This window comes from Paenibacillus sp. 2TAB26 (assembly GCF_052115145.1).
Taxonomy (GTDB): Bacteria; Bacillota; Bacilli; order Paenibacillales; family Paenibacillaceae; genus Pristimantibacillus.
In genome coordinates, this window is the sequence record NZ_JBFRGC010000006.1 from 251,613 (window position 1) to 271,677 (window position 20,065).

Annotated in this window: 13 protein-coding genes; 12 read left to right on the forward strand and 1 reads right to left on the reverse strand. The window is 45.7% G+C overall.

Annotated features, from left to right (window positions below):
• From AB4Z50_RS08575 to AB4Z50_RS08625, 11 genes are all read left to right on the forward strand, one after another.
• Complete coding sequence (locus AB4Z50_RS08575; RefSeq protein ID WP_441877945.1) at positions 1-954, forward strand: ABC transporter permease; 954 nt, start codon at positions 1-3, stop codon at positions 952-954.
• 15 nt (positions 955-969) lie between these two features.
• Positions 970-2,256 (forward strand): NCS2 family permease, encoded by a 1,287-nt coding sequence (locus AB4Z50_RS08580; protein WP_441877947.1) that lies wholly within the window; start codon positions 970-972, stop codon positions 2,254-2,256.
• 431 nt (positions 2,257-2,687) lie between these two features.
• Entirely contained in the window at positions 2,688-3,008 is a 321-nt protein-coding gene (locus tag AB4Z50_RS08585; RefSeq protein WP_441877949.1) for a hypothetical protein, read from the forward strand.
• 359 nt (positions 3,009-3,367) lie between these two features.
• Positions 3,368-4,108: a response regulator transcription factor gene (locus tag AB4Z50_RS08590; RefSeq protein ID WP_441877951.1), complete on the forward strand. Its 741-nt coding sequence runs from the start codon at positions 3,368-3,370 to the stop codon at positions 4,106-4,108.
• Positions 4,105-5,208, forward strand: a complete 1,104-nt coding sequence (locus tag AB4Z50_RS08595) for a sensor histidine kinase (protein ID WP_441877953.1) — start codon at positions 4,105-4,107, stop codon at positions 5,206-5,208. Before AB4Z50_RS08590 ends, AB4Z50_RS08595 begins: the two co-directional genes overlap by 4 nt.
• 3 nt (positions 5,209-5,211) lie before the next feature.
• Positions 5,212-6,453 carry a molybdopterin-dependent oxidoreductase gene (locus AB4Z50_RS08600; protein ID WP_441877955.1) on the forward strand — a complete coding sequence of 414 codons (1,242 nt, stop codon included), beginning with the start codon at positions 5,212-5,214 and terminating at the stop codon, positions 6,451-6,453.
• A gap of 135 nt (positions 6,454-6,588) precedes the next feature.
• Positions 6,589-7,446: an alpha/beta hydrolase family protein gene (locus tag AB4Z50_RS08605; protein WP_441877957.1), complete on the forward strand. Its 858-nt coding sequence runs from the start codon at positions 6,589-6,591 to the stop codon at positions 7,444-7,446.
• Positions 7,447-7,549: 103 nt separating this feature from the next.
• Entirely contained in the window at positions 7,550-7,882 is a 333-nt protein-coding gene (locus tag AB4Z50_RS08610; RefSeq protein WP_441877959.1) for a sulfurtransferase, read from the forward strand.
• A 132-nt stretch (positions 7,883-8,014) separates the two neighbouring features.
• Positions 8,015-8,407, forward strand: coding sequence for a sulfurtransferase (locus tag AB4Z50_RS08615; RefSeq protein ID WP_441877961.1), 393 nt, complete (start codon positions 8,015-8,017; stop codon positions 8,405-8,407).
• A gap of 366 nt (positions 8,408-8,773) precedes the next feature.
• Positions 8,774-13,045 (forward strand): AAA family ATPase, encoded by a 4,272-nt coding sequence (locus AB4Z50_RS08620; protein ID WP_441877963.1) that lies wholly within the window; start codon positions 8,774-8,776, stop codon positions 13,043-13,045.
• A gap of 213 nt (positions 13,046-13,258) precedes the next feature.
• Positions 13,259-15,751, forward strand: a complete 2,493-nt coding sequence (locus AB4Z50_RS08625) for an RCC1 domain-containing protein (RefSeq protein WP_441877965.1) — start codon at positions 13,259-13,261, stop codon at positions 15,749-15,751.
• 337 nt (positions 15,752-16,088) lie between these two features.
• On the opposite strand, the gene AB4Z50_RS08630 is transcribed toward AB4Z50_RS08625, so the two are convergent.
• Positions 16,089-16,247, reverse strand: a complete 159-nt coding sequence (locus AB4Z50_RS08630; protein ID WP_441877967.1) for a hypothetical protein — start codon at positions 16,245-16,247, stop codon at positions 16,089-16,091.
• Between the two features lie 546 nt (positions 16,248-16,793).
• Here AB4Z50_RS08630 and AB4Z50_RS08635 point away from each other — a divergent pair.
• Complete coding sequence (locus AB4Z50_RS08635) at positions 16,794-19,937, forward strand: ATP-binding protein (protein ID WP_441877969.1); 3,144 nt, start codon at positions 16,794-16,796, stop codon at positions 19,935-19,937.
• Positions 19,938-20,065 lie beyond the last annotated feature (128 nt).

Genomic DNA, 20,065 nt, shown 5'->3' on the forward strand with positions numbered 1-20,065 from the left:
ATGGAGGTAATTGGCAATTTACTAAATGGGACGCTCGTATTCTCAACTGCCCTTATCTTTGCTGCACTCGGTGGACTCATTTCCGAACGCTCGGGAGTCATTAATATTGGACTGGAAGGGTTTATGGTATCGGGAGCCTTCTTCTCTGCAATAACGACTCATTATGCGGAAATAGCGGGTTTTGGCGGTTTCTCCCCTTGGTTAGGCTTGCTTGGAGCCTTCCTATTTACCATTATCTTTTCTAGCATTCATGCGGTCGCCTCCATTACGTTTAAGGCGAATCAGGTTGTAAGCGGGGTTGTTATCAATATTCTCGCTGCAAGCTCAACGTTCTTTTTCGTAAAATTACTTTTTGACGGCTCAGCAGAAACACCGCTTCTAACGACTGTATTTCATAAGGTGACGATTCCTTATTTAAGCGACATTCCGTTCATTGGCAATGTGTTCTTCAATGCCTATCCGACTACGTATATTGCCATTGCATTAGTCATCTTCCTATTTACTTATTTGTTTAAGACCTCAGGTGGACTAAGGCTTCGTTCTGTTGGTGAACATCCAAGCGCAGCAGACACGGTTGGAATAAAAGTAAATCGCACGCGCTACATCGCTGTTATTTTAAGCGGATCACTTGCAGCTCTTGGCGGAGCAACGATTGTTCTTACCTCAAATGGCAACTTTGCTTTTAATACCATTTCAGGACAAGGCTATATTGCGCTTGCGGCTGTTATTTTTGGAAAATGGAATCCGATAGGCGTGATGCTTGCTTCACTATTTTTTGGTTTAGCCCAAGCAGCAAAGGACCAATTGCAAATCTTTGATTTTGCTGCTAGCATTCCAAATGAGTTCTTCTATATGTTTCCATACGTCTTAACATTACTCGTATTAATTGGAGCAGTAGGGAAAGCTCGTTCACCCAAAGCATTAGGGGAACCCTATGATGTTGGGAAACGATAAAAGGTGGTTATACACTTGGGAAGTCGATTGCAGAAAATGTTCCATATTGAAAAAGAAAACACGACGGTACGTACGGAGTTAGTTGCAGGAACAACTTCATTTATGACGGTTGCCTATATCATTGCGGTCAATGGCGCCATCTTGCAGCTAGCGGGCATGCCTTATGAAGCAGCTACGATTGTTACAGTAATCTGCTCTTTTATCGGATGTATGCTGATGGCACTTTGGGCGAAATCACCGTTAATTCTTGTCCCTGGGATGGGAGACAATGCATTTTTTGTTTTTACTTTGGTATTCTCGTTAGGACTTACGTGGCAGCAAGCACTTGCAGCAGTATTTTTGGCGGGTATTGTATTTATGTTAACTGCGGTAACGAAAGGAGCCGACTATTTATCGCGCTCGATCCCGACGTCGATGATTAACGCCATGACCGCCGGTATTGGTCTCTTTATTGCTTTTCTAGGTTTGAAAAATGGGGGGATCATCGTTGCGAGCGAAGGAACTTTCGTTACTTTAGCTAAGCTGAGTGATCCTTATGCCCTAACGACGATATTGACTTTATTGATTGCGATACCGCTTTTCATGCGAAATGTAAAAGGCAGCTTCTTAATTGCCATTATCGCAGGCACAGGCATTGGTGCGCTGCTCGGTATCGTCGATTTTTCAACTTTACGTGATTTTAGTATTTCCTTTAATGGGTACGGAGAGTTGTTTTTTGCCTTGGACTTTAGCGGGATCGGCACGCTTAATTTTTGGACAGCTGTTTTTTCGTTATCGATGGTCATTATTTTTCAAAATATGGGCGCCCAGCTTGGGATGCTTCCAGACAAGGCGAAGTTCCGCAGGTCTTTTCAGGCTAACTCTGTTTCGGTTATAAGTGCAGGGCTTCTGGGTTGCAGTCCGATGACGACAGCAGCTGAGTCTGCGACTGGCATTGCATCAGGCGGGAGAACGGGGCTAACCTCATTTACAACGGGAATTTTGTTTATTCCTGCTTTGTTTATGATTCCTCTTTTCAAAATAATCCCAAACAGTGCAATTGCACCTGTACTCATCATTGTTGGCTGCCTGATGTTTCAGAGCATTAAGGAGATTCCGTTTAATGATTTTACAGAAGCTTTTCCAGCTTATCTGATGATGGCAGTTATGCCGCTATCCTTTAGTATCGCGAATGGGATTGCGTTTGGCTTCATTGCCTACCCAATACTGAAGCTGGTCACAGGCCGAAGGAAAGAAGTATCGATAACGATGTACGTCATCGCATTTTTCTTCTTGCTTTATTTTATTTTGGGATCGATTTAAGTGGAAATTATGGAAACAGTGTAGATACGATGTAGGATTTGAATACACCGCTAAGTAGGCAATATGCCTTGAGCGGTGTATTTTTTTATGCTCTGAATCAACAGGGAGTTGAAAGATGCAGTGGATTGGCATGATTTTTGGAGCTTTCAAGGTTAGAAGAAATTCCTAATTCCATAGAAGCTGACAGCTATTATCCGGTAGCCTACGTAGAGCATCTAAAAAAGGACAATGGGGCGAAGCATATGGATGTGGTTCCAAGATTTTAATGAAAAGATCGAAAATGACTTATCTTCCCTCAGGATAGAGGAGATGTAATACTTTTGTAATAGTTTACTAATGATTTCGAAAGTGTATTGTTCTTGGATGGTTAGCAATGTTCGATACGATTGGTCCGTAGAAGAACAATAGGATATTCCAAGGAGGAGATTATTTTGAAAAAAAGTATGTTGGCTTCACTAATACTAGGGGGCATGTTGGTGTTAAGCGCATGCAACGCGAATAATGATAACATGGGCAAAGAAAACTCTCAAACGGAAATGAAAGACGAGATGAAGTCCGATGAGATGAAGACTGACGAAATGAAGTCCGAAGAAATGATGACTGATGAGATGAAGACTGACAATATGAAGAAAGATGAGATGAAGTCCGACGAAATGATGACAGACAAGATGAAATCGGATGAAATGAAAACTGACGATATGAAGAAAGATGAAATGAAAACGGATGAGATGAAGACTGAAGAAAAGATGTAATGGGGATTGGTGAAATAACTAGGGAGATGATTCAGCAAAGTATCTGTTTGGCAAAGCTCACATAAAACCCGAACTTGGAAGTTAGATAGCAGAAATGCAATGAAAATAATGGTTAGTACGATTTTGGCGGCTATAGGAGTGGTGATTCGGTTGCACAAACTGCAACGGATGAAGCTATATAAGAACTAGCAAGCATTATTGGATGGTCTTTAAGGTGTGTTGTGCTTTTTTTAAAAATTCCTCCGCCTCATGGCGGGGGAATTATTGCTATAAAAGACAGCTATACTCGTATCCGTGTCCTATCGGCGTTATAATTTAAGAAGAGGATATAAGTTTTAGGAAAGAGGGGTGAACCCGCATTGAGCGCGAAAATAATAGTAGCCGATGATGAACGGAATATAAGAGATGTGTGTAGGCGTTATTTGGAACGTGAGGGATGGACGGTTTGGGTAGCGGCAGACGGCGAGGAGGCTTTGCGGCTATGGCGAGAGCATCGGCCGGACCTGCTCGTTCTCGATTTGATGATGCCAAAGTTCGGAGGTCTGGAGGTATGCGATCGGGTTCGTCAGGAAGAGGAAACTCCGATCATCATGCTTACGGCGCGGGGAGAAGAGGCCGATCGGTTGCTAGGCTTAACGATGGGCGCGGACGATTATATAACGAAGCCGTTCAGTCCGAGGGAGCTGGTCCTGCGCATTAAAAATATATTGAGAAGGTCTTTGGCCGGCAGCGTGGCAAAGAAGCAGGGGACGGAGACGAATGGCAGCGGTGACGGGGGGTCAGGGCAGTCACTTTTTTTTGACGGATTATCAATCTTTCCGCAGGAGAGAAGGGTTGTTGTTAATGGAGCGGAGGCAGATCTCACGGCCAAAGAATTTGACTTGCTGCATCTGCTTGCACTTTATCCAGGAAAGGTATTCTCCCGTAGCCAGCTGCTTAACCAGATATGGGATTTCGCTTATCATGGCGATACGACGACCGTTACGGTGCTTATTCGTCGTTTGAGGGAGAAAATTGAGGAGAATCCTTCCGATCCAAGCTGGATTAAGACCGTATGGGGAATTGGCTATAAGCTGGACGGCAAAGGAACATTTGTATGAAGCTTCGCTCTTACCTCATGCTGGCTAATACAATCAGTATCGTGTTTATTATTATTTTGCAGCTGGTGTTCTACCGGTTTATGTTACTGTCCAAGGAGCAGTTCATTTTGTTGACGCTTGCGACCGTGGGAGCGGGTATAGTTTCGTGTATGCTTTACTTTCTGTTCGTGAGGCCGCTTGAGGATTCTGTTAGAAGGATCGGTGAGGGGGCCGGGCTAATTGCGGCAGGAGACTTGAAGGCTAGGGTAAAGCATACAGGTCTGAGGGAGTTTAAGCAGCTAGCGGAACAATTCAATCATATGGGCATCCACTTGGAGGAAAGCTTCCGGCAAATAAAAGCAGTCGAGGCGGCGCAGCGGGAACTCGTTGCGAACATGGCGCATGATCTGCGTACACCACTTGCTTCTGTGCAGTCCTATGTAGAAGCGTTAGAGGATGGTGTCATTTCAGATGAAGAATCTTTCAAGTATTATTTGGGGACGATACGGAGCGAGACGGTAAGACTTGGCGAATTAATTCAGGATTTGTTCGAATTGTCGACGCTGGATGAGAAGAAGCATGAGCCTGCGGTGTTTGAACCAGCGAATGTGGAGGATGTGCTTGTCGAGCTGTTGCCGCGGTTTACGAAGCCTTTGGATGAGAAATCGTTGCAGCTTAGAGTTAAGCTGCCGGAGCTTTCGCTTCGTTTAACGATGCAGCCGCGTCACTTGCAACGCATACTACAAAACTTGCTCGAAAATGCGGTGAGGCATTCGCCGCAAGGCGGTTTAATTTTAATAGAAGCAGAAGAATGGTACGGGCAGCAGGAGAAGCTTATCCGCTTTTCCGTTATTGACGAAGGGGAAGGTGTGCCGGAAGCCGATAGAGAGCGGATCTTCGAGCGGTTTTACCGATCAGACCGTTCACGAAGCCGGGATAGCGGAGGTGCGGGACTTGGACTTTCCATCGCTAAGCTATTAGTAGAGCAATATGGAGGGGAAATAGGCGTGCAGCAGCCTAGTCATCACGGGAGCTTATTTTGGTTCACGTTGTATGAGGCGGCAGAAGATACGGATAAGTTTTTTTCGAAAAAAAGACTTAGAGGAGAAGAGGAGGCTTAGCCGATGAGTGGACTGTTGGAGCGTCTTCGCAAGGGTTATGGTAAAAAGCTCGTTTCGCTGCATGCTTGGAACGGCTGGATTGTCGTTATTTTGGCATTAACCGGGCTTATACTGGTGGGCGGCTTCTGGCGCGGCGTTCTTGGGGAGGTTCGCGTTTGGATAAAGTGGGCGCATGTCGTTGTCGGTATAGCATCCATCCTGCCTGTTGTCTATTATCTGGCGCTGGCGGGCAAGCATTGGAAGCAGTTGAAGCAAAAGCCTTGGCAAAGATTTAACGTACTCGTCGTGTTAGGCTTATTGCTGGGCTGGTTCGGATCGGGCGTGCTGCTGTGGCAGTTTAGAGCCGTCGGGCCAAGCGTGTCTAATGTGGCATTAGTCATTCATGATCTCCTTACATGGGTTGGTCTTCCTTATATCATTTATCATTCCATCACGCGGGTCAAATGGCTGAAGGAGCCGAATCGCCGTACCGTCAAAAACGAGCAGAAGGAAGAGGGCGTCATCCATCCAGCGGGAGCGCCTCAGCCGGTGTATACGCGCAAAGCATTCATTCGCGGTGCAATTGGCATAGGCTTGGCTGTCACGATCGGGCCTTCTTTTCTGAAATGGCTCGGGAACTCGCTTGGAAGTGTAGGCGGAAGCCAGAGCATCGATAAGCTGATCGAAAATGATGCCAATATGCTTCTGCCAGCCCCGCAGCCGCTGCCTGCTTCAGCCCCACCAACGGGTGGAGGAGCTGTTGGACAGTTCCGTGTATACACGGTAACGCCGATTCCCTCTTTTACAAATGCGGATTGGAACTTTACGATAGACGGGTTAGTCGATAAGACATTTAAGTGGGATTGGAAACAGTTTGTGGCGCTGAAGCGAACGGTGCAGGTCAGTGATTTTCACTGTGTGACCGGTTGGTCCGTTTACAAAAACACGTGGGAGGGTATTCCACTTAAAGAATTGCTGAAAATGGCGGGTGTGCAGCCCGGTGCGGAGACGGTGAAGCTTTACTCGGGTGATGGTGTATATACAGATACCCTTACACTTGAGCAGGCCGACATGGATGATGTAATGGTGGCGGTCATGCATGATGGGAAGCCGATCCCGAGTGATCTCGGCGGACCGGTTCGTCTCATTGTACCGAAAATGTATGCCTATAAGTCCGTAAAATGGTTAAACCGAATTGAGCTGATTAAAGGCGAGCATGTAGGGTACTGGGAAGCGCGTGGATATGCGAACGATGCGTGGGTGTAGTTTTTTTGTACTATTTTACAGGTAATCCCGCCTCTATAATGCACGTTGGTGATATGATCAGGGTAGATAGATATGGTATTAACTGAGTGAATAGCTGCTATAGAATGAAATATGTTGACGGGGAAGGTGCTGTTATTGAGTAATGGGAGTATTTTGCATCAGACATTTATGTTGGAACTGGACCCGGGAGTGTATGTAAGAGGCGATATAAGAGTGAAGGAAGATGGGGGACGCAAGCCGGTCCTCCTCTTTGTGCATGGTTTTAAAGGGTTCAAGGATTGGGCGTTCTTCCCTTATGCGGCCGAGCAATTCGCGGGTCAGGACTTTGCGGTTATTACGTTCAACTTTTCGTTTAACGGCGTTAATGAGCATGATTTTGACGAGCTAGATAAGTTCGGGATGAACACCTACTCGCAGGAGCAAAAGGATTTGTCAGCTGTGCTTGCAGCCTTGCTCGAGGGAAGGCTTCCGCTTGATGAACTGATGGATAAGCAGCAAATTTTCATAGTAGGGCATAGCCGCGGCGGAGGGAATAGCGTAATATTCGCAGCCGAGCATCCGGAAATTCGCGGCGTAGTAACATGGAACGGAATAGCGAAGGCCAATCTGTTTGGAGAAGAATTCCGCGAGCAGGTATTGCGGGATGGGGTAGGCTATGTGACGAATGCAAGGACAAAGCAGGAAATGCCGATTAACGCTGCGTTTTTCGAGGATTTGGATCGGAATCGAATGCGCTTCGCTATCACAGCTAAAGCGGCGTCACTTCGAACGCCTGTGTTATTCATTCAAGGAACGGGGGATGCTGGGCGATTGCTTACAGGATACTATCTTCTCCAAGCTGCTGCTCCGCAGCATCGTTTTTCACCGCTGGAAGGAGCGAACCATACTTTCGGAGCGGTGCATCCTTTTGCAGGGACGACGGATGATTTGGAGAAGGCGATTGAAATAACGGGAGCGTTTTTTGCGCTGCTGCTGCAGCGGCCATCGGAGTGATAGAGCGGAGTGTTTTGATGAAAAGAGAGCGTTAGATGATGATAAAAATGATTGATATGCGAGCGGCAGCACTATTTTAGAAATAGTAGAGGGGATGGATGAGATGACCTATTTTAAAAAAGCGGATTGGGTGCTGGAGCAGCTTGGTGTGAATGGGACGGTTATTGTGGATGCGCGCTACGCGCTTAACGATTCTGAAGCGGGTAAGCGAGCGTATGCAGAAGCTCATATTCCCGGTGCTTATTACTTAAATCTAAGCGAGGATCTCTCCAGTCCCAAGCGTCCGAATGGAGAAGGCGGTCGTCATCCATTGCCGGAGCCGCGGGTGCTGGCAGATCTCCTTGGGCGGATTGGCATTGGCAATCATACGACAGTTATCGCATATGACGATCAAGGCGGCGCGATGGCATCCCGTCTGCGCTGGCTGCTGCAATAGCTTGGGCATGATGGACAAGTCTATTTAATAGAAGGCGGATTCGCAGGCTGGCAAGCGGCGGGATATCCGGTTAGAACGGATGTCCCTTCTTTAATAGAAGGAATTAAGTTCACTGTAAACGTACGCGATGAGATGCTGGTTAGCCAAGCCGATGTAAAGGCACGAGTCGGCAAAGCGGGAACGGTGGTCATCGATTCCCGTGAAGCCCCTCGCTATCGCGGCGAAGTAGAACCGCTTGATCCTAAGGCTGGACATATTCCAGGCGCGATCAATCGCTTCTGGAACGAAGGCAAACGCGCCGACGGCAGCTGGAAATCGCCAGAGGAGCAGAAGCTTCGCTTCAACGGATTGTCGCAGGACGATGAGATTATCGTGTACTGCGGCTCAGGCGTGACGGCTACGCCGAACGTATTCGCATTGCAAGACGCAGGATTCCGCAATGTGAAGCTGTATGCGGGGAGTTGGAGCGATTGGAGTTCTGTGGAGGGGAATCCGGTTGCGGTGGGGGACGAAGAGAAGGCTTAATCGGCATAATAGTATGTAACTTGGAGTACATCGCGAATGTGGCGATGTACTTTTTGTGCTATGATCTGAAACGTCGAAGTCAACCAGGAGTCAACAAGCAGTTCCTGAATATAGCAGCATGGACATGCTGAATACATCGCCATGGTACTTGTGACCAGCATGGCGATGTATTTTTATGCCCGATAATCAGCGTCAGAGCAAGAAGGGGGTTCTCGGATTGATCTGTCATAATGTGACGAACTCTTCTTTGTAAAAAACATCTCAGACTCACAGACTGTGGACCATTGTCAGTTCGCATATATAATAGATATAATATACTAATCCTATTGTGTTCCATATAAATACAGCCGGTTGGAGACATCAAACATGACGACTCATAGTGAACGGAAATTAAGTGCTATTTTATCGGGCGGCCCTTTGCAAATTGAAGAATTTATGAAACTATCCATTGAAATGACCGAATTAGTTCATCAAATTCATCAGCACAACGAAACGATCGGCAATTTGAATCCCTCCACGATCACCGTGGATTCATCTCCTTTTAAGATAAAGCTCACTGATAGTGTGTCACAAAACAAGGCGTATCGGTCCCCGGAGCAATCAAATCTGATTGTTCGCAAACCGGACCGACGAAGCGATCTGTACTCTCTCGGCATGATCTTCTATGAAATGCTGACGAGCCGTTTACCTTATGAACCATTGCAGCACGAAGACTGGAACTATGTCCATCTCGTGTATAAACCGGTCTTGCTTCGTGAAGCGGCTCCATATTTGCGGGAATCGGTATTGGAAGTAATGATATGGAAATTGCTAGCTAAGAACCCTGATGATCGATATCAAACAGCCTACGGGTTACTCATGGATTTGAAGCAGTTTGCTTCTTATATAAACGATGAAGCACCGTCACTCCCGTTCGATATTGGAAAATACGATCTCGTCAGTCGATTTCAGTATCCGGCGAGCCTATTTGGACGCGCTTCAGAACTCGGACAGCTGGAGGCGGCTTTTCGAAGAGCACTTGAGGGCGAGTACGTCTCGCTATCCATAAAGGGAGATAAAGGGACGGGCAAAACGTCACTGGCAGCGTATTTTCGGCAGAGAGTGGATGAGCTTGGCGGGGTGTTTATTCAAGCGCGATGCGAGACGGGGCAACAGAACGTCCCTTTTAAACCTATTCTTCACGTAGTAACCGAATGGTTCAAGCAAATATGGAACTATCCGGCCAATGAGATTATAGCGATAAAAAGCTGGCTTCAGCGTGAATTGGGGAATGAGATTTCCCTATTGGCGGGACTGCTGCCAGAGGCGAACCTATTGTGGAAGGATGAAACAAACGTCCCTCTATCCCTGGGAGAATCCGAAAACCGAACGGAAGACATATTGCATACATTGATGCGCTGCATTGCGCAGAACGGATCGCCGCTTATTTTATTTTTGGATGATGCAGAATGGCTGGATCTCTGGTCGTTAGCGCTTGTCGACCGACTTACAAAGGAACGTACCGTAAACGGTATGATGCTTGTAACCGCTTCTCGTTCCGATCAAGGCGCGCCTGCCGAACGAATCGTGCTGGATAACTTGCAATATAATGATATTCTACAACTGATTTCAGCGATCGTCAGCGATGATTCACCTCGCGTGCATACACTGGCAAGGTCGGCCTATCACAGGACGGAGGGTAATCCTGAACGACTCCAAGGGCTATTGACGAGTTGGTATCTAGATAAAAAGCTGTACTATGATACGAAACGGCATCAATGGATGTGGGAGGAAGAAATCATCGTTCGGACAGATGAATCCATACAGGTCATTCGTCTATTCGAGGCTCGTTACCTAATGTATTCGGAACAAACGAAGCTGATACTCGCCGTTGCATCGGTGATGGGCATGCGGTTTCATTCGTCGCTTCTTGCGCGGATTTGCGACTGTTCCGAGGCGGAAGCGGAACATCACTTGAAGCTGGCCGAGAGCCAAGGCATCATAAGTCGCGACGACGGATCGCCGTTAATCGCACATAGCGGTTTCGTATACGCTTTTGTTTATTCATCTTTTCAACAGTTTCTCTATACGACGCTCGAAGGAGACCAAGGCAAGTGGCATCTCAAGATTGGAAGAGCGATGCACGAACGCTTATCCAATGATGAGCCTACCGTTTTTCTCGCAGCGGTTGATCATTTGAATCGGGGCTTGAATCGGATGACAGACCCGGAAAAGCGAGAACTGGCAAAGCTAAATGAATGTGCCGGCGAGAAAGCGGTACAATTGCAGAAGTATCAAGAAGCAAAGCGATTTTATGAACAGGGCTTGAAGCTGGAGGGTTTAAGAGAAGAGGAGCCCGACGAGTTCACTAGCCGGATGATGCTGCAATACGCGGCGTGTCTTTACTATTGCGCGGAAGTTGAGCAATCGAGAGAGCAATATTTGAATCTATTGCCTTTTGCTCATCGGTTAAACGACAAGGATCGATCTTTCCTTGCCATTTCTCAAATTAATATGAACGCCCTTGTCGACAATGCGAAAGCGGTGCAATGCGGCCTAGAAGCGTTGACTCGCTATGGCTGGACGGTTCCCCGCTCGGTCTCTAAAGCTAGTCTGCTGAAAGAGATCATCGGGACGCAGCGCGCTCTGCGAAACGTTCGAAACAAGCTGAAACAATTACCCGACGGACAAGCTGACGAAGCATATTTGACGACTGCCGAAATCGTATTGAGTGTGAGCCTTCCGTGGCTTATTCACAATCCCGCGCAGTTTATCTGGCTGATGACCAGGTTTATTCGTTATGGCTTGAATAAAGGGTTGATCGATTCCTTGATCAGCCTGATTTGCATGTATGAAATGATTATTCAAAGATCGATCCCTAACCTGTATGATTGGCTGCCAACGAGAGTAATGGAACCGCTGTACTCGGTTAGCGACGTCAGTTCCGTACAGCAATATCGGCTCCTTTTTTTCTTAGGGCTGTCCAAGCAATTGGAGTATCCCAAAGAGTCGGCACAAGATTTACGGAAGGTGATGCGAAGAGCGGTAGAAAGCTCGGACGCAATCACCGCCAACTTAGCTATGATCACTTGCATGATTACGCATAACGAGGGCATTCGGGAATTGGATGAACTCCTTTCTTACATCCAAGATGAGACGTTGACGATTCCTGACGATAAAACGTTGGCACTTCACTCAGCAGCCAAATTGTATACCGATGCATTAAAGGATGAATCCTTGCTTCTTCGTTACGTGAGCGTGCCTGAACGCCTGGATCGAGTGAATGACGATAACTATAGGTGTATTTGCAAGCTGGAAGCTGCTTATTTAGCGGGAAAACATGAGGAAGCACTGTTTTGGGCCAATCGGGGTAGAGATCTCAAATTTTCGTTGGATTGGGTACAGAATCGCAAATTGCGCATCTATGAAGCGCTAGCGCTGGCCGGACTAGCTATGGAAGCAGCTCCGAAGAAAAGGCGCGTCATCGTACGCAAGCTGGAACAACTCTCTCGAAAAATGAAAAAGTGGACAGGCATTTTTGGTAGAAGCTCCGCCATGCATGGCTTGATTCAGGCAGAATGTAATCGGCTGACCGGTCGCACCAGCGCCGCACTACTGGCCTATGAAGCAGCTATCTCGAAAGCCAAAGAGGAAGGCCACGGGTTGTCGGAAGCGATAGCAAGCGAGCGCTTATCGTCCTTATACGAGGAGATCGGCAGCCCGATCGGCGCGGCTATCTCATTAATGAATGCCTGCATGACGTATTCGGATTGGGGTATACTTGCGAAGGTCAATCAACTCCAAACAAAACGACCGGAACTATGGCATATGACAGTCGGTGTGCATGGGATACAAGCTCAATCGCCGATCGAGAGGAATGAATCTGAGACCAAGAAACGTCGACTCCCGCTAACGGATCAAGCCGTTTCGCACAGTGAGGAGATCATTCTTCAGCAGATTTCAACTTGGACAGTCGAAGGAGATGCTAAGGAGCTCATTCGGAGTTTTCTGGAGACTGCCTGCCGGCAAGTTGGTGCTGATCGTGGCATGCTCATAGATGTCAAAGAGGACGACTTCCAGATCGCGGAAACGTTCGGAGCAGACGATCGTTCTGGCAGGGATGGCTTCTATGCGGAATCTATCGTTCGGCATGTGTGCCAATCCGGCCAGACCATCCGCGTTGGCCATGCGGCATCAAGCTCTTATGCCAAAGACGCGTACATCAGGAAGAATACACCTCAAGCGATCCTATGCATGCCCGTTCATGTAGGTGTGGATCAGCGCCCGCAATTGCTGTATTTGGAAAATACGCAAATGCGTGGCGTATTCTCGGAAAGAAGTTTAACTATTTTGGAATTGATGGTCAGCCGCTCCGTTTATATGTCATTCCTGAATCAAAGTACGGCGAATGAATGGGAAGCGGCTCCCTCTTCTGCGCGAAGCGAGATGGGAAGAAGAGGGCTGGCCGAACCGCTTACGCCTCGTGAAATGGATGTGCTCATCGTGATAGCTGACGGTCTCTCCAACAAGGAAATCGGCGGTCGTCTAGGAATAAGCGAAGCCACGGTGAAGACGCATATTGTCAACATCTATGGAAAGATGGAAGTCAGACGCCGAAGTCAGGCAATTGCTCGAGCAAAAGAATTGGGTCTAATCTGAATAAACTTCCGAAAGCAGCCGCTCACCGCGGCTTTTTTTGTGTATCCACGAAACGTTAGCTTACGCTGCCAGGGACGGCGATAGCCGTTTATGCTTGTGTTTTCAGCATTTATTGGCTGTCTACAACTTTCGGTTGATTTCTCTCATGCCCCTTTTTTATATACTATGGACGATTCACAATTCGCATTATTCGACACAGGAGGTCTAAGAAGTATGTCTATTTTCGACAATCATGCAGTACAGAAATCTAGCAAGGGACTTTTCTTAAAATTACTCATCATCGCATTGCTGATCAGTATCGTTCAACCAATGGTGATTGCACCATCGTACGTTTCTGCCGATACGGAGCCATCTGTGCAAGGTGTCTATTCTTTTGGCAATTCTGGTAATGGAAAATTAGGACGTGCGGCTTATAACAACACTTCATCTCCTCAAGAGATCGAGGAAGTAGCGGATATTAAAGGAATTGGAGCGGGATATTATCACTCCCTCGTCTTAACCGAACAAGGAGAGGTTTATTCCTTTGGCGGTGGCTATCGCGGGCAATTAGGGCTGGGCAGTAATTTGAATGACCGAAGCAGACCGGTAAAGATTACAGATTTACCTGAGGTGAAAGCTGTTGCAGCTGGGCAATATCACTCCCTCGCCTTAACGGTTACGGGCGATGTCTATTCGTTTGGCGGTGGTGGCGGTTACAGCTACGGGCAATTAGGGCATGGTAATAATGAGGCCAAGACAACTCCAACAAAAATCGAAGGATTACCGGAGATTTCAGCAATCTCAGCAGGTACGTATCATTCTCTTGCCTTAACAGTTACCGGTGCGGTCTATTCCTTTGGCGATGGGGGCTTTGGGCAATTAGGGCATGGCGATACTACGAGCGAGCTCAGTCCTAAAAAAATTGAAGCATTAGAAAATATAAAGGTGACAGCGATCGCGGCTGGGGGATATCATTCCCTTATCTTAACAGAGGATGGCGAGGTCTATTCCTTTGGCGGTCTCGGTACTAACGTTGGACAATTAGGACATGGCAATACCGATATCGAGTTCCTTCCTAAAAAAATAGACGCATTAGACAATGTAAAAGTAACAGCGATTGCAGCCGGGGAGTCTCACTCCCTTATCTTAACAGAGGATGGCGATGTCTATTCCTTTGGTGGTGGCATTATTGCGTTTGGCAGGAACTATGGGCAATTGGGGCATGGCGATACCAATAATGAGCTCAGTCCCAAAAAAATTGCTGCTTTAGACAATGTGGAGGTATCAGCGATCTCAGCCGGAGGAACCTTTTCCCTCGTCTTAACGACAGACGGTGATGTTTATTCCTTTGGTGCAGGGGCTGCGGGGCAATTAGGGCATGGCATTGCCGCTAACGAGCTTAGTCCGAAAAAAATTGATTTTCAAAGAAAGGTTACAACAATAACTGCTGGATCTGATCATTCGCTCTTGCTTTCTACAATTGACAGTAGAATTAGCTCTAATTATGCATGGTTTGATAAATATGTACCCGAGCAAGCAGACATAACGGTAACTATGCAATTGAATGGTCATACATTTACAGGCATTACGAATGGATCAACCTTATTAGAAGAAGACAGCGAGTACACATTAGACGGCTCAACCGTTACAATTAAAAAGGAATATTTGAGTACGCTAGAAGAGGACACATCTGCAACTTTGACCTTTTTGTTCGGCTCAAGTGCATCGAAAAGCTTATCGATTGATATATATGACAGCGCGCCAGATGATGCTAACTTGACTGATCTCCAAGTGGATGGAACAACGGTAACAAACTTTTCATCAGGACAAACCGGTCCCTATCCTGTAAGCATCCCATATGCTCAAACATCAGTAACTATTACGCACACGACATCCGATCCTGATGCTGCCGTTCAAGTGGCAGGTAACTCCAATCTTGCGGTAGGAGAAAATACCGTTACCGTTACCGTAAACGCACAAAAAGGAAATTCAAAGGTATACACGATCATCGTTACTCGTGCTGCTGAACCGACCAATAATGGTGGCGGCCCGACACCAACACCAACACCAACACCAACACCAACACCAACACCAACACCAACACCAACACCAACACCAACATCAACACCAATATCAACATCATCACCAACATCAACGCCATCGCCAATGCCTCCAGTTACTCCAACTGATGAGTTGAAGTTTTCCGATATCGCTGGACACTGGGCCGAAGAGCGAATCCAGCAAGCTGCACGCCAAGGGATCGTAACTGGTTATTCAGATCAAACATTCAAACCGAATGGGGCGATTACACGTGCTGAATTTACAGTCATGTTAATGAACGCCCTCAAATCGACAGGAGGCGGCGTAGCGCTCAACTTTAGTGATAACGACAAGATTGGTGCTTGGGCACAACATGCGGTAGCTCAGTCTGTAGCTGCAGGGATCGTGGCCGGCTATAACGATGGAACATTCCGTCCAACCGCTAACATCACACGTTCGGAACTGGCGGTAATGATTGCTCGGGCATATGGAGCCAGACTGGCAACCGTAGATTCTACAGGTTTTGTAGATGATAAGGATATTCCGGCATGGGCAAAGCCAGCTATTCTAGCAGTTAGAGAAGAGGGAATTGTTGCGGGCATTGGAAATAACGTGTTTGCGCCTAGTGCAACTGCTACGAGAGCAGAAGCAATCACAATGATTATGAATTTGCTAAAGGTGAAATGAGGACCAACTGACAGGTCATAACAGAATCGAAAGCTGCCGTGGCGACAGACGATGCTAAGCTGCGTCGTTGGGAGAATCTCGTTGTCTGTACATGCCCAACGTTCTCTCCTTGAAACCATTTTCATACAACAGTTGACAGCTGGAGTGATTGGAGTTCTGTGGAGGGGAATCCTTTTGCGGTGGGGGACGAAGCAAACCCAAGGAAGGTATAACAGTAACTTAACGACAAATAAGCCGCCATGTAGCCCGAGGGTCATGGCGGCTTTTTGTATATATCCGAATTCAACCTCAAGTCAATAACGCCGAACTGACAGCTGCCTTGAAAGTACTTACGTAATTATAGGAAAGTAACCTTGATTACATCCCTGCCGATAAGAGTCCCCCAATTGTCATAAACCAATGCGGTAATATTGTAAGTTCCGCCTGCCAGCACGAGCTTCGTATTGTTTGTTAACGTATGATGAATGTCGTATCCGCTGGACGGCACGTTGAGCATGCCCGAATAGTAGGTCCTAGATCCGTTATTCATCTCCTGAATGAGGAACATCACTATGTTGATTGTATACCTTGGTGGTGTATTTTTAATGGTTCGAAGGTCAACACGAAGTCAATTACCAACTTCAAAAAGTATTTACATCGTGTAGATTGTCTTCATTTATGCAGTATTACAATTTTTTGAAATACTCGACCAAAGAGTTACATTGAATCAACAAATGAAAGTTGTTAAGGGAAATTCAACAAAAATTCAACATTTAGATTTGAATATTAATTGCGGTGAACCGTATCACAAATAGGGCGAAAACAGCCTGCGAAATATCAATATCGTCGAATGACATGCCTTGTTCATTCTTTTTTTATCCGAATTGAATAACCGAAATTTTCCAAGTAGGTATTGCTATATAATAGACATAAAGACATCTCTCTCGTCCGTTTCTCTGCTATGTTAACTGTGGTAAGTTATGGAAAGTTCTTTACTAAATGTCTTAGAAGAAAATGACTAGGGGAGAAATACTTCTTGGAAACTCACTCATCCAAATATCAAATGAAAAAGAGCTATATTATATTATTGCTAGTGTTGATATTAGTTGTTTTAACCGGTTTGCGCATTTTATGGATGGGAACGTTTCATGATTCAAAACAGGCGTCAATTCATAATGGGCAAATCGATTTGCGCAATTGGAATGCAGAAGATGGTAGTATTCTCTTACTTGATGGGGAATGGGAGTTTTATCCCTCGCAATGGTTAATAGATGCTAGTCGGAAACAATTGTTAGGTGATAATGCGCCAATGCATATTCAGGTACCGGGAGGATGGAGTGAAGCTTTGCATGCTGACAAGCCATCTCCATACGGGTATGGTTCTTATCGTTTGCGTCTTTATGTAGACCCGGCAAAGAACCTTAATTATAGTATTCGTGTACCCAGCGTACGCACTGCATCAGAATTATATGTAAACGGTCGATTGCTTACTAAATCCGGACAGGTGGCGACAACAAAGAATGATTATATTCCGAAGGACCTACCTTATTCTACAACCTTTACAGCAGACGAAAACGGTGTAATCGAACTCGTCATTCAAGCGGCAAATTATGTGGATGGTCGAAGCGGGGGCATTGTCCGATCCATTAAATTTGGATCAGAAGAAGCCATTGCCAAAGAGATGAAAGCTTCCGTTTCTATGCAGCTTTTGGCAGCGATTATATTCATTATGCATGCAGTCTATGCACTTATTTTGTATTTACTAGGAAATAAGGAAATGAAGCTGCTTTATTTCAGTTTGCTTGCATTATGTGTAACGATCACGAGTGTATTTAGTGTTGATGAGAAGTTGTTCCACCAAATATTTTATATTGGAAGTGTTTGGGATTTTCGGATAACGAACATTGCTCTCATTATGGCAGCTTATGCTTTGCTCCAGTGTACGAATCATCGCGAGCTTCCATATTGGCGTAGGATGTACCCTGTCTATAAAGTAATGAATCTAGGGACTGTCGGCATCACTTTGTTTTTAGATCCATCTCAAGTGATTATGCTCTTTCCGGTTTATTATCTATTAATTGGTATTGCTGCAGTTATCACGTTGATTACAATGTTTAAAAAAGTAATCACAGGTTTAAAGAGCAATCTTTTACTGCTTTTCTCTTTACTTGCGTTGATGAACCATTCTCTTTGGTCGTTTATCTTGATAGATAGCAGTTTGAGTCTTGTCTACTATCCGTTCGATATGATTATTGCGATGGGTTGTTTAGCATCTGAATGGTTTAAGGGATACTTTATCATGCATTCGAACACCAAAGAGCTTGCTGCAACCTTGCAAAGAATGAATGACCATAAGGATCAATTTCTGGCAAACACATCGCATGAATTTAAAAATCCGCTGCATAGCATGCTTAACATGTCACAATCCGTTTTAAAAAGGGAACAGCATTTATTGCAGGAACGGAGCATTAAGGAGCTTGAAACGGTATTATCCGTAGGACGTCGGTTGACATTGATATTGAACGATTTGATTGATGTGATGAGTTTACGGGAAGGCAATCCGCGTCTTCAGAAAAGAGCCGTATTTATCCAGTCAATCGTGACCGGAGTAATGAATATGCTGCAATTTAATACAGAAGTAAAGTCTGTCCAAATTGCAAATCAAATTTCGGAAGATTTCCCTCCAGTAATTGCGGATGAGAATAGGGTGATCCAAATCGTGTTCAATTTACTTCATAATGCTGTGAAATATACGAATGATGGGGTTGTTTCGATTCAAGCTTTTGCAAAGGATGGACGAGCTTATATCGTTATTACCGATACCGGAATCGGAATGGACGAGGACATGCTTAAGCGCCTATTCCGCCCATACGAGCAAGCGAGCGCGAGTGAGACCATGATTGAAGGTGGCTTTGGGTTAGGTTTAAGTATAAGCAAGCAACTGGTTGAGCTTCATGGAGGTGCGTTAGATGTGTCCTCTGCTTTAGGAGAAGGCTCAACATTTACGTTTTCATTAAAGCTAGCAGACTTGGAAGCGGAAGAAGAAAATGATGTATCCAACTCTTTCAAACCGTATACATTACAATCTATGGCGATTCAAGAAATTGCCTCCTCGGTCGATTTGGACAAAGTGGGAATCCCGCAAGCTGCGAAACAACCAACTTTACTAGAAATGGATCACGATCGTCCGCACCTATTAATTGTTGATGATGATCCTATCAATCTTCAAGTGCTTGAATCCATACTACCGCCAGACGAATATGAGGTAACGATGGCAACGAGCGGTAAAGAAGCGTTGGCTTTACTGGATACAAAGGAGTGGGATCTGGTCATCTCCGATATCATGATGCCGCAGATGTCCGGTTATGAGCTGACGCGTTTGATCCGCGAGCGGTTTACACTCACGGAGCTCCCTGTATTGCTCCTTACCGCAAGAAGCCAACCGAAAGATATTCAGAGCGGTTTTATTGCGGGGGCTAACGATTATGTGACGAAGCCAGTGGAAGCAATAGAAATAAAATCGCGAATCGAGGCGCTAACTACGATTAAACATTCTGTTCGGGAACAACTGCGATTAGAAGCTGCATGGCTGCAAGCGCAAATCCAGCCTCATTTTTTATTTAATGCGTTGAATGCTGTAACAGCTCTAAGCGATATTAATTTGGATAAGATGCGTAATTTGCTCGATGAGTTCAGCAATTATCTGAGGAATAAATTTAAATTTCAAAATATGGATGGGCTTGTTCCGATCGAAGAGGAGCTAAGTCTGGTGCGTTCTTATCTATATATTGAAAAGGTTCGGTTTGAAGAAAGGTTACAGGTTATTTGGGAGATAGATGGCTGCGAGGAAATAAAAGTTCCATTTATTACGATCCAGCCTCTCGTTGAAAATGCGATAATACATGGCGTTATGAAGCGCATTCGTGGGGGAAAGATTTTTATTCGGATTTCTGTCTATGAGACGCATGTAGAGATAACCGTTGAAGACGATGGGGTTGGAATGGACGAAGTTCAATTGCAACGAATATTAGAAAGAAAAGCAAATAGTTTTTCAGGTGTCGGATTGATAAATACGGATCAGCGATTAAAAAGGCACTTCGGAACAGGACTTCATATCAAAAGTACGTTAGGTATAGGGACAAAGGTAACTTTTCATGTATATAACAGGTTGAATAGCGGGGATAAAGCTAGCTTAGGTGATAAATAAGTGATTTAAAGAGGAGCATCCTTGGCAGCTCCTTTAGTAATGTTCGCCGATAGATCCGTTAAGCTGAACCGTATCATAAGTAACGGCAAGTTTTGATTGTACAACATGGAACTTTGACCCTCAAGGGA

What these genes read in the sequence shown, in the direction of transcription:
- AB4Z50_RS08615 (WP_441877961.1), top strand. Translation starts at nt 8,015, where the DNA reads ATGCTGGTTAGCCAAGCCGATGTAAAGGCACGAGTCGGCAAAGCGGGA.
- AB4Z50_RS08630 (WP_441877967.1), bottom strand. Translation starts at nt 16,247, where the DNA reads ATGCTCAACGTGCCGTCCAGCGGATACGACATTCATCATACGTTAACA.
- AB4Z50_RS08625 (WP_441877965.1), top strand. Translation starts at nt 13,259, where the DNA reads ATGTCTATTTTCGACAATCATGCAGTACAGAAATCTAGCAAGGGACTT.
- AB4Z50_RS08600 (WP_441877955.1), top strand. Translation starts at nt 5,212, where the DNA reads ATGAGTGGACTGTTGGAGCGTCTTCGCAAGGGTTATGGTAAAAAGCTC.
- AB4Z50_RS08575 (WP_441877945.1), top strand. Translation starts at nt 1, where the DNA reads ATGGAGGTAATTGGCAATTTACTAAATGGGACGCTCGTATTCTCAACT.
- AB4Z50_RS08595 (WP_441877953.1), top strand. Translation starts at nt 4,105, where the DNA reads ATGAAGCTTCGCTCTTACCTCATGCTGGCTAATACAATCAGTATCGTG.
- AB4Z50_RS08610 (WP_441877959.1), top strand. Translation starts at nt 7,550, where the DNA reads ATGACCTATTTTAAAAAAGCGGATTGGGTGCTGGAGCAGCTTGGTGTG.
- AB4Z50_RS08620 (WP_441877963.1), top strand. Translation starts at nt 8,774, where the DNA reads ATGACGACTCATAGTGAACGGAAATTAAGTGCTATTTTATCGGGCGGC.
- AB4Z50_RS08635 (WP_441877969.1), top strand. Translation starts at nt 16,794, where the DNA reads ATGAAAAAGAGCTATATTATATTATTGCTAGTGTTGATATTAGTTGTT.